This window comes from Acinetobacter sp. 148, assembly GCF_031196675.1.
GTDB classification, from domain to species: domain Bacteria; phylum Pseudomonadota; class Gammaproteobacteria; order Pseudomonadales; family Moraxellaceae; genus Acinetobacter; species Acinetobacter baumannii.
Window position 1 is genome coordinate 280960 of the sequence record NZ_JAVIMT010000085.1, and the last position, 13974, is coordinate 294933.

Genomic DNA, 13974 nt, shown 5'->3' on the forward strand with positions numbered 1-13974 from the left:
ACCGTCGCCTAACACTTCTGTGCTTAATGCATTCATAATCACAGTGGTGTTTGGCAAGCTGTTTAACTTGTTTTGCAAGACTTGGTCAGCACGAAGTTTAGTGTCAAACTCAACCAGAGTCACATGCTCAACAATACCTGCAAGGTCAATCGCTGCTTCAACACCTGAGTTACCGCCACCAATCACGGCAACACGTTTGCCTTTGAACAATGGACCATCACAGTGTGGGCAGTACGCTACACCACGGGTACGGTATTCAGCTTCACCCGGTACATTCATTTCTCTCCAACGTGCACCTGTTGAAAGGATCACAGTTTTCGATTCAAGTTTTGCACCGTTTTCAAGTTCAACTTCAACCAAGCCATTTGCTGTTTGGTCTGCACCAGTGATTTTGCTGACACGTTGCAGGTTCATGATATCCACATCGTATTCACGAACATGTGCTTCCATCTCGGCAGCAAACTTAGGACCTTGAGTCTTTTGCACAGAAGTGAAGTTTTCAATGTCCATGGTGTCCATGACCTGACCACCAAAGCGTTCAGCCACGATACCTGTGTTAATGCCTTTACGTGCCGCATAGATTGCAGCTGTTGCACCCGCAGGTCCACCACCAATCACCAATACATCAAACGCATCTTTGGCATTGAGTGCTGCTGCGTCTTTTTCAGCCGAGTTGGTATCAAGTTTTGCCACAATCTCTTCAAGCGTCATACGACCTTGACCAATGTGTTCATTGTCCTGGAATACCATCGGTACAGCCATGATTTTGCGTTGTTCCACTTCGTCTTGGAAGAATGCACCATCAATCATGGTTGCAGTGGTGTTCGGATTATAAATGGCAATCAGGTTAAGCGCCTGTACCACATCCGGACAGTTATGACAGCTTAATGATACGAATACATCAAAGTTGGCTTTGAGGTTTAAGCCTTTAATCTGATTTAAAACTTCATCCGACACTTTAGGTGCATAGCCAGACACTTGTAACAAAGCCAAGATCAAAGAGGTAAACTCATGGCCCATTGGTAAGCCTGCAAAGAATACACGAGGCTGTTCACCTGCTTTAGCCACACCAAAGCTTGGACGACGTGTATTGTTACCGTCAAAACGGGCTGTTACCTTGTCAGAAAGCTCAGCGATTTCAGTTACTAATTCTTTAATTTGAGCAGCTTTATCTGATTCATCTAAAGCAGCAACTAATTCGATTGGACTTTCTAAACGTTCTAGGTAAGCTTTTAATTGAGTTTTAATGTTTTGATCTAACATCTGTTTTTTACTCCAATGCATCCAAATTCTTTCAATAGATGCATAGTACGTTAAAACAATGAATAGGTAAAACAGTATGTTTTTATATATTTGATCGGTTTTTTAGATTTTATTATTTCTTCAATAAAAAAAGCCAACCTGAACTCATCCCAGCGCAGGTCGGCAAACTGGTTAAACTAGAGTAAGACCACACCAAATACAGCCCCAGCAATCAAGACATGCAAAGGATGAACTTTCTTAATTAAAGATAATAAAGTTGCAATCACCACCATAATGACAAGTAAAGTATTTATTGCCGCTGCCTCAGAGATAATCCAAGCACTGGCAAGTACCGTTCCCACAGTGACAGGTTGTAAAGCAAGCTGTAAAACACGGCGCCATTTCTTATCTTTGAATTTTGACCAGCCTCTCATCACAAATACAGTAATAAGAGATGACGGTAAAAATTTAGCAGTAGACGTCACCAATAGCCCAGACAACCCTGCTACATGCCACCCTACCAAAGGTACAATCATCATATTTGGACCAGGTGCAGCTTGTGCCATGGCAAACAACGCACTAAATTCTTGCGCCGTCATCCAATGATGAATATCGACTACTTGACGTTGCATTTCGGGCAAAATCGTATTCCCACCACCAAATGCAATAAGAGACAACTGAGTAAAAATGATTGCTAAAGTAAGTAGTACGGCACCCATTACACACGTCTCCAAATGATGGCTGAATAAAACGCAAGTAAAATCAGCATAGTCAAAAGTAAAGGAATTTTTAGAAAAGCAATGCTGACAATTGCCGCTACCACAGCACAGATTGCTAATGGATTACATAACAAAGGCTTAAGCATTTTCAGACCTGTGGCAACCAGAAGCCCTGCTGCTGCTGCTCCTAAACCTTCAAAAAGGTGTTTAACCATTAAGTTGTCTTGGAACTGCTCATAGACATAATGTAAAAGTACAACAATTACGGTAGGTGCGAAGATTAAACCAATGAGTGAGCTCACTGCTCCACGGACACCGCGAAACTCCATGCCAATCGCAACCGATAAATTAATAATATTGCCGCCCGGTAAAAATTGACACAGACCAAGTAACTCAGTGAATTTTTCAGGGCTTAACCAATGCCTTTGCTCTACAATAACTTTACGGGCTAAAGGCAGCACACCACCAAATCCAATTAAACCTAATGTTAAAAAACCTAAAAATAACTCTGTGCAAGTAGGAACGGTATCCTTCTGCACGGCAATCTCAACATGGTTCATTTTCGTTACTTTTCACTTTATCCGACCAAGATAGAATGATACTTTTATGATATATCTACAAATGCTTTTATTTTCATTAACCATACTCTAAAGGTATTCCTATGCTCGATTTATATAAGCTTCATGCCTTTGTAGTGGTGGTTGAAGAAAGAAATATTACTCATGCAGCAAACCGTTTGTTTATTCAACAGCCACCTTTAACGCGTTTACTTAAAAAACTTGAACAAGAACTCGGTACACAGTTACTTATTCGTCAACCGCGCGGGATTGAACCGACGGAAGCGGGTTTAGCATTATTTAAAGAAGCACAACTTTTATTAGAACATGCCCGCCATATTCCCCAATTGGTCCAAGATGTTAGCCAAGGTAAAACTGGACAACTCAATATTGGCTTTACAAGTTCCGCAGGTTTGCATCCGCTCATTTCACTCGTATTACGTTCATATCGGGAAATGTACCCTGCTGTGCAAACCAAACTTGAAGAAGCAGGCAGTCAAAAGCAACTGGACTGGTTAATTTCAGAAAAACTTGATATTGCATTTTTAAGAGCGCCGATTAGCCGAGATATTGGTTTGAAGCATCTTCATATATTAGACGAGCCAATGGTGGTGGCCCTACCTATCGGCCATCCACTTACACAGAAGAAAAAAATTAGTTTAAGTAACTTGTCAGAGGAAAATTTTGTTTTATACCGTCGCTCTTCAGGGCAAGGCTTATATGACAATATTTTATATAGCTGCTATCAGGCAGGTTTTAGTCCGCGTATTATTCAAGAAGCGCCACGCCCTACTGCGACCCTCAATTTAGTGGCTGCCGGTATTGGAATTAGTATTGTGCCCGCTTCAATGCATAACTTTTGGGACCATGAAATCGTCTATCGCGAGTTTGATGATTCGATAAAACTAAATGCGCCTATTTACTTAATTACACGAGAAAATGAAAACTCAGCTAAAGTGTCAAACTTCATTGAACTCATGCAAAAACTATTACCTACAATGACCTAAGTGTAAAAGCTAGGCAATAAAAAATGCCTATATAAAGGCACTTTTTAAAGTCATTTTTAGCAAAAAATAGTTCAAATAAATTTTACGATTTTAAGAGTAATACTTTTTCTTTAACCAAAGCGAAACGGTGACGAGTGAAATTAAAACGGGGACTTCAACCAATGGTCCAATCACTGTGGTAAATGCTACAGGTGATGCTAAACCAAAAGTTGCAATAGCTACAGCTAAAGCCAACTCAAAGTTATTACCTGCCGCGGTAAATGAAATTGCCGCTGTTTGAGGATAATTATTCCCCATCCGTTTACTCATAAAGAAGCTAATAAAGAACATCACTACAAAGTAAATCGTGAGTGGAATCGCAATACGTAATACATCTAAAGGTAAACTCACCACATCGCCACCTTTTAGACTAAACATAGCAACAATGGTAAAGAGTAATGCGATTAAACTTAATGGACTAATTTTTGGTAAAAACTTGGTTTGATACCAATCTAACTCTTTTGATTTAACTAAAATCAAACGAGTTAAAAACCCCATTAAAAATGGAATACCCAAATACACCAAAACAGCATGTGTGATGGTCCAGAAATTGACATCAATCACTTGTCCTGCCACACCAAAATACGGTGGCAAGAAAGTTAAGAACAACCATGCATAGGTACTAAAAAATAAAATCTGAAAAATACTGTTAAAGGCGACCAAAGCTGCAACATATTGGTTGTCACCACAAGCTAAGCCATTCCAGACCAATACCATTGCAATGCAACGTGCCAAGCCTATCAAAATAAGGCCCGTCATATACTCCGGATAGTTATGCAAAAAAACAATCGCAAGGCTAAACATTAAAACTGGAGCAATAATCCAGTTTTGTACCAGCGATAAAGTTAAGGTTTTCTTATCTTTAAATACTTCTGGTAAAGCCGCATAGTCCACTTTTGCCAATGGCGGATACATCATTAAAACCAAACCGATTGCGATTGGAATATTAACGTTATCTACACTTAATTCATTTAAAGACACAGATGCCTGAGGAAAGAAAACTCCAATCGCTAAACCTAAAGCCATTGCTATAAAAATCCATAGCGTCAGGTTTCGATCTAAAAAGGAAAGTCCTTGTTTAGTCATGTTCTACTCGAAGAAAGAATTGATTAATTTTGCTCAATACACACAAATGACTTATGCACTTATGCTAAGAAAATCTGAATTTTAAAGACGGAAATCTAGGAAGATTAATCACAACACGTTGTCGTGATGAAAGACTGATCTTGTTGTTTTACTTTTGTCCCACTCTCGTCATTTTCTATCACCTTTAAAATATCTAAAGCCCAAACAGGTAAATCAGGATTTAAGCTGTAATAGACCCACTGGCCTTTTCTTTCATCCAGTAATACGCCATGAGTTCGTAACAAAGCTAAGTGTCTAGAAATTTTGGGTTGGCTCAACTCAAGCTGTTCGGTTAGCTCACAGACACAAATATTTTGTTTATTTAGAACTAATTTAAGAATATTTAACCGAGTTTGGTCAGATAGACATTTAAAGAAATCGACTTGGTTGATCATATCTTCAACAAAATATATTCGTTATTGCAAATATACGGATATCCATATATAAATGCAATATCTTAATTCATCGATAAATTTGTCATGACTGAGCTAGTGAAGATTTACCATAACCCTGCTTGCGGAACCTCACGCAACACATTGGCGCTTATTCGTCATGCAGGAATTGAACCTATCGTTATTGAATATTTGCAAACACCACCAAGTAAAGATGAACTAATCCAACTCATTAAGGATTCAAACCTAACTGTACGTGAAGCAATTCGTAAAAATATTGATCCCTATAAAGATTTAGAGATAGAACAAGACCATTGGACCGATGAACAGTTAATTGATTTTATGGTGCAATATCCAATTTTAATTAATCGCCCATTTGTAGTTACACAAAAAGGTACTCGACTTTGCCGCCCTTCTGAGATTGTACTGGACATTTTAGATTCACAAAACTTAGGCTATTTTGCAAAACAAGATGGTGAAATCATTATTGATGAGCAAGGCCGTCGTATAAAGTAATTGAAGATACTTATTAATATAAAAAGCTAAATGGCATGGCACCGTTTAGCTTTTTTTGAATGAAACGGATTAAAAATAAGATTTGATAAAAGGAAGCAGTTGCTCTCCTATTACCATGCCTAATAAACCGACTAATGCAACAAGAGGTGGAGCTGGTGACTTAACATTTAAAACATAATATAAGACACCAACAAGCAACCCTACAGCCAAAGATAACAAGTACATTTTCATCGTACATACCTTAAGGAAACAAACTATTTAATGAGGCAGGTCCTATACTGGTTTATTTAAAATGCAAAACACGAGCACCCAAGTGCGCCCCAGAAAGATTTTTTGTCCTTATCATTTACAGGCACGTCAAGCATCCAAGCGTGGCTGTGTCCATGCATACCACAGCTGCTAGTACATGCACACAATGCACTTTGTGACTGTAATGATTGATTGGAAGGTGCATTACGGTTTTCAGATAAGCGCCACTGACCACCGAAGCGTTTTACTGGCGACCATGTTGGAGATGCTGGAGGTAACGGCGGATCGTCTTGCTTAAACTCTGCCCCTGCATATACCACTTTGCCACCTAAAACAGTCAGTACAGACTCAATCCACTGGATATCTTCTGCTTCAACTTTGAAGTAGTCATCTGACAACACAACTAAGTCGGCAAGTTCCCCTGCTGTGAGTGAACCTTTGATATCTTTTTCACCTGAGAACCAAGCCGAACCTTTCGTCCAGAGTTTGAGGGCGGTTTGACGGTCTAATAGATTTTTTTCATCATACAAAGGTAATCCACCTACTGTTTTACCTGTAGTCAGCCAATACAAACACACCCAAGGGTTATAAGAGGCCACACGGGTCGCATCTGTCCCCGCACCCACAGGAACTCCAAGTTCTAACATTTTCTTGACTGGTGGCGTTGCTTGAGCAGCTTCGGCACCATAGCGTTTTACGAAAATCTCACCTTGATATGCCATACGGTGTTGAATGGCGATACCACCGCCCAACGCACCAATACGTTCGATATTACGCTCAGATACAGTTTCGGCATGGTCAATAATAAATCGAGTTGCAAATGGCTGTTTTGAATTGACGCGCTCAAAGACATTGAGCAAACGATTAATACTTTCATCATAGGTTGCATGAATACGGAATGGCCATTTCTTTTCACCCAAGTGCTCTACAATAGCTTCGAGTTCACCTTCCATTTTTTCTGGTAAATCCGGACGTGGCTCATAGAAATCTTCAAAGTCACCCGCTGACCAAGTCAGGTTCTCACCTGCTCCATTCATTCTAAATAATTCATCACCATCACCCGGAAATGTCATTTCTGTCCAGCGACGATAATCATCAAGCTCTTGGCCTGCCTTTTGAGCAAATAGGTTATAAGCAATTCGCACAGTCATTTGATTTTGATCATGTAATTGCTTAATCACATCATAATCTTCAGGGTAGTTTTGACCTCCACCACCTGCATCAATTGCTGAAGTAATACCTAATCGGTTCAGCTCACGCATGAAATGACGAGTCGAATTGACTTGATCTTCAACTGGCAATTTCGGCGCTTTACCTAAAGTCGAATATAAAATCATAGCGGATGGAGTTGCGAGCAACAGACCTGTTGGCTCACCCTTTTCATCTCTTACAATCTTGCCACCCGGTGGGTCTGGTGTGTCTTTGTTAAAGCCTAATACATCAAGGGCAGCTCGGTTCAACATGGCACTAGCGTATAGATGTAAAACGAATACTGGAGTATCTGGCGCAGCTTTATTAATTTCTTCTAAAGTCGGTAAACGCTTTTCGGCAAACTGGAACTCAGTCCAACCACCTACTACACGGACCCATTGTGGAGCAGGCGTATTATCTGCTTGCTCTTTAAGTAAGCGTAGTGCATCTGCAACGGATGGCACACCTTCCCAGCGCAATTCCATATTGTAATTTAGGCCACCACGAATAATATGCAGATGACTGTCATTTAGACCTGGTATAACGCGACGGCGATTTAAGTCTACAACTTTGCTTGTTGGTGTTGCGAGTTTCATAACCTCATCATTTGTACCCGTGCGTACGACTTTACCGTCTGCAATCGCAATTGCTTGTACTTCAGGGTTCTGAGGATCTAGTGTTGTGATTTTACCGTTTATGAGTATGAGGTTTATGTCGGTCATTCTGAACTCCATTCTTGTGAATTATCGTTCTAAAAAATAAAGGCATATCTGTATTAATATCACTTAAATATTGAATACTAGACATGCCTTTACCTAAATCAGTACTGTTTTATTTTGCAGGAACTGGTGCAAGTACTTCGTGTTTTGATGTTGTACGCTCAGGTGCCTTATGTACCATCGTATAAGCATAATCCACACCCATACCATAAGCACCAGAATGTTCACGTACAATCGCCATTACTTGATCGTACGTATCACGATGTGCCCAATCACGCTGCCATTCGAGTAATACTTGTTGCCAAGTTACCGGAACCACACCTGCCTGAATCATGCGCTGCATGGCGTAGTCATGTGCTTCTTTTGATGTACCGCCTGAAGCATCCGCGACCATATAAATCTCATAATCCCCTTCAAGCATCGCACCAAAAGCAAAGGTGTTGTTGCATACCTCAGTCCACAAACCTGAAACAATCACTTTTTTACGATTATTTTTTGCAAGCGAATCACGTACTTTTTGGTCATCCCATGAATTCATTGAAGTACGTTCTAGTAGTGGAGCATCTGGAAATACGTCTAAAAGTTCTGGATAGGTATGACCAGAGAAGCTTTCAGTTTCAACTGTCGTAATCGTGACAGGAATATTGAATGTTTTAGCTGCTTTTGCTAACCCTACAGTATTATTCTTTAATACTTGGCGATCTATTGACTGTACCCCAAAAGCCATTTGCGGCTGATGATCAATAAAAATAACCTGACAATTGGTTGGTGATAGTTGTTCTAAAAGTGATTTATTCACGTCTAAACTCCATTATTCATTATATAAGGCTTTTAAAATTGCCTACTGGTTATTATCAAAACAGATAAAAATGTAAAAACATAGACAGCAAAACAGCTCGAATCTGTATCCTGTATGGATACAATCAAATCAATGATTGCTTTTTAATTTTTATAGTTTAATCATGGATATATATTTTTTAATTTTTAGTTATCCATGGATCGATTAGACTGTATTTCCACTTTTGTAAGTGTCGTAGAACATGGGAATTTTAGTAGCGCAGCTAGAGCACTCGATATTTCTCGTGATTTGGTAGCCAAACGTGTTTGCTACCTCGAAAATGATTTAAAAACAACGCTATTAAATCGAACAACCAGACAAATGAATCTGACCAGTTGTGGGGAAAAATTTTACCAACATTGCAAGGTTATATTGAGTGAATTTGAATGGGCAACTTACGAGATTAGCTATAACCAGCAATATCCTGAAGGCGAACTCAAGCTCAATACGCCCATGTCTTTTAGCAACATTTTCCTTCAACATATCATTTCAGACTTTATTGAGAAATATCCCAGTATTAAAATTGATTTGTTTATGACAGATCAGCTATTAGATGTGAATCAACACAAATTTGATCTGACCATACGCTTAGATGGATCTGCGCCAAGTTTGGCAAATAGTAAAATTTTAAATACCTATCAACGTTATTTATATGCAACACCTGAATATTTCAATCAACATGGATTACCTACTTCTTTAGAAGAACTTAAAGAACATAAGTTTCTAATTTACTATCAAGATAGCCGACATAAAAAATTGATTTTTCAAAAAGATCAGAAAGAAGTGTCTTTTAATTGTTTCCCTGTGATGACGTGTAATAATGGTGAACTATTATTGGATATGTGTTTGAAAGATCACGGTATTGTTTTTCTTCCAGAGTTTATTGCAGAGCCTTATTACAAAGAAGGTAAGTTACAGAAATGTTTGGAAGATTATACCAGTCAGCCACTTCACTTATATGTCACATGGCCAAACCGTAAGATTTTATCGAAAAAAGTAAAACTATTTATTGATTTTTTAACACATCAAATCATTCCCATAAAATAACCAATCTGGGCCTTTTCCACAGGAATTGGCCCAGATTTTTAATTCGTTTGAGGTATTTCGATTTTCTTATTTTTAAATAAATTTAATAAATTTTGCTCGGCAGATACTGTACTGTTTTCTTCAATAAATGTGGTTGCGTAGTGTTCTAAATGTTCTTCCATCAATTGCGTTGCTCGTTTTTCATCGCCTTGTTCAATGGCATCTAAAATTGCACGGTGTTCATCTGCCGAACAATTATTATGTTTTGGAATTTCATATAAGCCAATTAATAACGAAGTCCTCGCAATAAGTGTCTGCAAATAACTGGTCATGATCGAATTTTGATTAGCTTCGACAAGTTTTAGGTGAAATTGACCTGATAGCTTAATCCATTCGGCCCAATTTCCAGCTAAACGCTCATCCGACTCTTGTTCTACCAAAATCCGAAGCTCACTAAAATCTAGGAGATGAGACTTTTGTGCTAGTTTTTTTACAGTGGCGATTTCAAGCATGCTGCGTGCTTCAAAGACTTCTTTTGTTTCATTTGCACTATGTTTTGCGATGAGTGCCCCACGATTGGGCTGAATTTCAATAACCTTATCATGTGCAAGTTTGACGAAAACACGTCTTAACACTCCTCGCGTTACACCAAATGCTTCGCATAAAGGTGCTTCAACTAAACGTGCGCCCGGAGCGAGTTGTCGATTTAAAATAGCATCTACAATTGCGTTATATATATGGTCATCAATTTCATCATTGCTCATTTCTACGGCTTTTTTTGGTGCATTCGATGACATTGATTTCTCCATTTTTATTAATGTTTCCTCTTTTTAGAACTTCATCTATTTTGAATAGTGTAAGTTTAACTTAAGCGTTTGGAAATATTTCTCTCATTTTCACACTATCTATGCTGAGCTGAACAATTCAATATTAAATTTATAAATACCCACTTATATACCTAAATTTATTTGCTTTTTATAAAAATTAGGCACGTCTCAGTTTATAAATCTCTCTCTTTATATTCCCAAATTGTATCAAGCGAAATCACTCATCAATACTCCATCTCAAGTTTGGCATAACTTTTGCTCAATAAATTGTGCACAATCCAAATATCATATTGTGCACAATTTTAATTTCATTCTTTTAGTCAGTATTTCAAGCTGCTGAAGAACGTGCCCGCCCAACATAGGGAAGTGAGTGTTCAAGATGAATAATACCGAAGCGATAATTAAACCTTCTTATGATGCAAAACTAACAAATCAAGACTTAGCTCCTTTAAAAAAGCAAACTTGGGGCGCTTATAATATTTTTGCCTTCTGGATGTCGGATGTTCATAGCGTCGGCGGTTATGTCATGGCTGGAAGCCTTTTTGCACTCGGGCTCAATAGCTGGCAGGTACTTCTATCTTTACTCATCGGCATTGCCATAGTTCAGTTTTTTACAAATCTCATTGCCAAGTCTAGCCAACAAACAGGCACGCCCTATCCTGTGATTTGTCGTGCCACTTTCGGTGTGCTTGGTGCAAATATCCCTGCCGTTATCCGTGGTCTTATTGCTGTCGCATGGTATGGCATACAAACTTATTTAGCCTCCAGTGCCTTTTTATTGGTCATTTTAAAGTTCTTTCCAGACTGGTCAGCCTATGCTGATGTTTCAACTTACGGCTTTCTTGGGCTTTCCTATTTAGGATGGGTTGGCTTTATGCTGCTTTGGTTACTGCAAGCGATTGTTTTCTGGTCTGGCATGGACAGTATTCGTAAATTCATTGACTGGGCGGGTCCGGCTGTCTACGTTGTAATGTTTGCGATGGCAGTCTGGCTGATCTGGAAAGCTGGCTGGCAAAATATTGATTTAAATTTAAGTGGGGTTCAATACGATGGTTTTGCAGTTGTACCAGTCATGATTGGTGCTATTGCGCTCGTTGTCTCATATTTCTCAGGGCCGATGCTGAATTTTGGCGACTTCTCTCGTTATGGTAAAAGCTTTAACGCGATTAAAATGGGGAATTTTCTTGGCTTACCAATTAACTTCTTAGGCTTTTCTTTACTTACTGTAGTGTGTATTGCAGCAACGCTTCCAGTATATGGAAAACTTATAACAGACCCTGTCGAGATGGTTGGAAAACTGGATAACACCTTTGTGGTGATTCTAGGCAGTTTAACCTTAATGATTGCCACCATTGGGATTAATATTATCGCTAACTTTGTTTCACCTGCCTTCGATTTTTCTAATGTTTCACCGAGCAAAATTAGCTGGCGTATGGGTGGAATGATTGCAGCAGTAGGTTCAATTTTCATTACCCCATGGAACCTGTTTAATAACCCTCAAGTGATTCATTACACCATTGATATTTTAGGCGCATTTATCGGTCCACTTTTTGGCGTATTACTAGCCGATTTTTACCTCGTTAAAAAACAAAAAATCGTGGTAGATGATTTATATACTTTAGATACTAAAGGCTTGTATTGGTACAAAAATGGTTATAACCACTCTGCCTTTTATGCCTTAATTCCAGCTTCATTAATTCCTATTCTCTGCGTACTTTTACCACAACTGTCTGGGCTGGCTAATTTCACATGGTTTATTGGGATGGGATTCGGTTTTGTCATTTACCGATTTCTTAACCAACCGCTTGCCCATGCTAAATCAGCAATGACTAAGGTAAAAGTACAATGAAAATTAAAATTATTAATCCTAATACCACCCAAAGCATGACAGACAAAATTGCTGCATCAGCAAAGATAGTCGCAGGTTCTGGTACTCAAATTCTTGCAGTGAGTCCTCAAATGGGCCCTGCAACAATTGAAAGTTATTATGATGAAGCTCTAAGTGCAGTAGGTGTGTTAGAAGAAATACGCCAAGGTGAACAGCTAAATGTAGATGCCTATATTATTGCCTGTTTTGGTGATCCTGCGCTTTATGCTGCTCGTGAAATGACTTCAGCTCCTGTGATTGGGATTGCAGAAGCAGCTATGCGAACTGCAAGTTATGTCAGTACTGGTTTTAGTGTGGTCACAACCTTACAACGCACAGTAAATATGAGCTGGCATCTGGCTCATCGCTATGGTGCTCAACCCTTTTGCAAAAATGTTCGGGCATGTGATATCGCAGTTGAAGAGTTGGAGCTTCCTAACTCAGATGCTTATCGGACCATACGAGATGAGTGCAAAAAAGCACTAGTAGAAGATAAAAGCGATGCAATTGTTTTGGGCTGTGCAGGTATGAGTGATTTGTGCCTAAAACTGCAAAACGAGTTAGGTGTGATCGTTATTGACGGCGTTGCAGCAGCCGTTAAACAAGCTGAAATGTTAGTTCAGTTAAATTTAAAAACCAGCAAAGTCGGCGATTGGGCCTCACCTCCCGTGAAAAATTACACTGGCATATTGTCAGGATTTGGAATGCACTAAGCGTTATTGTTTCAATTCCAACTCAAAACGCTGCGTTGGAATTGAAACAGCTCAAAATCAAAGAATTAAACTTCGGCTAACTCTGGCTGTTGTTCATTTTTATAAAATGGCACATCACCGTTAATAGTTGCGCGGTGCATGATGCGATGAGCATCTCCGTAATCAAATAATGCTTTATGTTGTGTGCAACGGTTATCCCAAATCGCGACATCACCATCTTGCCACTTCCAACGCAAATGAAATTGCTCTTGGGTCGCATGTTCAAACAAGAAATTAAGTAATTGCTCACTTTCTTGTTCAGGTAACTCATTAATTCGAGTTGTAAAACCCTCACTTACAAATAACAAAGGCTCACCAGTGACCGGATGAGTACGCACCACTGGGTGAACCACTGGCGGATTACGCTTAAAGGTTTGCAACAGCTTTTCACGCTCTTCTTCGTTATGGGCAAAACGCTCAAGCGGAAAAGACTGACGAATATCGTGGGTTGCAGTTAAGCCACGTAGTTTTTGCTGTAACTCAAACGGAAGCCCTTTAAAAGCTGCTGTGTTGCTCGACCATAATGTATCTCCGCCTACAGGTGGAATTTTAATAGCTTGCAACACACAACCTAAAGGTGGAGTTTTACTAAAAGTCACATCTGTGTGCCAAAGTTCATTGTCACGCAAATCTTGTTTCCAACTGTCGAGCACCATCACCTCAGGTACATCTTCAATTGAAGGATAAATCGGGTGCACATGTAAGCTACCAAAACTACGTGCCAAGTCTGCTTGTGCTTGTGGTGCTAATTGTTGCTTTCGAAAAAAAATGACCTGATGATCAAGCAAAGCCTGCTGGATTTGTTGCGTTGTCTGTTCATTTAACGCATTCAAATCAATATCGTGAATAATTGCGCCAATGGTAGGCTTGATCACTTCAATATTTAAGTTTGCTACTACTGTATTCAT

15 protein-coding genes are annotated in these 13974 nt (G+C 39.3%); 5 read left to right on the plus strand and 10 right to left on the minus strand.

All coding sequences use genetic code 11. The annotated features are described in order from the left end of the window. The 3 genes from ahpF to RFX69_RS16720 form a co-directional block, all read right to left on the minus strand. A partial coding sequence (gene ahpF / locus RFX69_RS16710) for an alkyl hydroperoxide reductase subunit F (RefSeq protein ID WP_309169486.1) occupies positions 1-1263 on the minus strand: 1263 nt, incomplete at its 3' end. 176 nt (positions 1264-1439) lie between these two features. Next, complete coding sequence (locus RFX69_RS16715; RefSeq protein WP_000501458.1) at positions 1440-1961, minus strand: chromate transporter; 522 nt, start codon at positions 1959-1961, stop codon at positions 1440-1442. Further along, positions 1961-2521: a chromate transporter gene (locus RFX69_RS16720; protein ID WP_215763564.1), complete on the minus strand. Its 561-nt coding sequence runs from the start codon at positions 2519-2521 to the stop codon at positions 1961-1963. The genes RFX69_RS16715 and RFX69_RS16720 overlap by 1 nt, the downstream gene beginning before the upstream one ends. A gap of 101 nt (positions 2522-2622) precedes the next feature. On the opposite strand from RFX69_RS16720, the gene RFX69_RS16725 reads away from it, so the two are divergent. After that, positions 2623-3525 (plus strand): LysR family transcriptional regulator, encoded by a 903-nt coding sequence (locus RFX69_RS16725; protein WP_000886383.1) that lies wholly within the window; start codon positions 2623-2625, stop codon positions 3523-3525. Positions 3526-3615: 90 nt separating this feature from the next. Here the strand turns inward: RFX69_RS16725 and arsB are convergent, their stop codons facing one another. Beyond that, entirely contained in the window at positions 3616-4650 is a 1035-nt protein-coding gene (arsB, locus tag RFX69_RS16730; protein WP_289332438.1) for an ACR3 family arsenite efflux transporter, read from the minus strand. Positions 4651-4754: 104 nt separating this feature from the next. After that, positions 4755-5084, minus strand: a complete 330-nt coding sequence (locus RFX69_RS16735; RefSeq protein WP_000610147.1) for a metalloregulator ArsR/SmtB family transcription factor — start codon at positions 5082-5084, stop codon at positions 4755-4757. 84 nt (positions 5085-5168) lie between these two features. Between RFX69_RS16735 and arsC the strand changes: the two genes are divergently transcribed. After that, positions 5169-5597: an arsenate reductase (glutaredoxin) gene (gene arsC, locus RFX69_RS16740; RefSeq protein WP_289332437.1), complete on the plus strand. Its 429-nt coding sequence runs from the start codon at positions 5169-5171 to the stop codon at positions 5595-5597. A gap of 69 nt (positions 5598-5666) precedes the next feature. Here the strand turns inward: arsC and RFX69_RS16745 are convergent, their stop codons facing one another. From RFX69_RS16745 to RFX69_RS16755, 3 genes are all read right to left on the minus strand, one after another. After that, positions 5667-5828 carry a DUF1427 family protein gene (locus RFX69_RS16745; RefSeq protein WP_000784879.1) on the minus strand — a complete coding sequence of 54 codons (162 nt, stop codon included), beginning with the start codon at positions 5826-5828 and terminating at the stop codon, positions 5667-5669. Positions 5829-5884: 56 nt separating this feature from the next. Further along, entirely contained in the window at positions 5885-7759 is a 1875-nt protein-coding gene (locus RFX69_RS16750; RefSeq protein ID WP_289332436.1) for an amidohydrolase, read from the minus strand. Positions 7760-7868: 109 nt separating this feature from the next. After that, positions 7869-8555, minus strand: a complete 687-nt coding sequence (locus RFX69_RS16755) for a hydrolase (RefSeq protein WP_001043291.1) — start codon at positions 8553-8555, stop codon at positions 7869-7871. A 195-nt stretch (positions 8556-8750) separates the two neighbouring features. On the opposite strand from RFX69_RS16755, the gene RFX69_RS16760 reads away from it, so the two are divergent. Beyond that, positions 8751-9641, plus strand: coding sequence for a LysR family transcriptional regulator (locus tag RFX69_RS16760; protein WP_000375416.1), 891 nt, complete (start codon positions 8751-8753; stop codon positions 9639-9641). 38 nt (positions 9642-9679) lie between these two features. Here the strand turns inward: RFX69_RS16760 and RFX69_RS16765 are convergent, their stop codons facing one another. Beyond that, positions 9680-10429, minus strand: a complete 750-nt coding sequence (locus tag RFX69_RS16765) for a GntR family transcriptional regulator (RefSeq protein ID WP_289332435.1) — start codon at positions 10427-10429, stop codon at positions 9680-9682. A gap of 397 nt (positions 10430-10826) precedes the next feature. On the opposite strand from RFX69_RS16765, the gene RFX69_RS16770 reads away from it, so the two are divergent. Both RFX69_RS16770 and RFX69_RS16775 read left to right on the plus strand, forming a co-directional pair. Beyond that, complete coding sequence (locus RFX69_RS16770; protein ID WP_289332434.1) at positions 10827-12296, plus strand: NCS1 family nucleobase:cation symporter-1; 1470 nt, start codon at positions 10827-10829, stop codon at positions 12294-12296. Further along, the gene (locus RFX69_RS16775) at positions 12293-13027 is read left to right on the plus strand and encodes an aspartate/glutamate racemase family protein (RefSeq protein ID WP_289332433.1); all 735 of its coding nucleotides are present in this window, start codon (positions 12293-12295) and stop codon (positions 13025-13027) included. The genes RFX69_RS16770 and RFX69_RS16775 overlap by 4 nt, the downstream gene beginning before the upstream one ends. Before the next feature lie 65 nt (positions 13028-13092). On the opposite strand, the gene tauD is transcribed toward RFX69_RS16775, so the two are convergent. Beyond that, entirely contained in the window at positions 13093-13974 is an 882-nt protein-coding gene (gene tauD, locus RFX69_RS16780; RefSeq protein ID WP_289332432.1) for a taurine dioxygenase, read from the minus strand.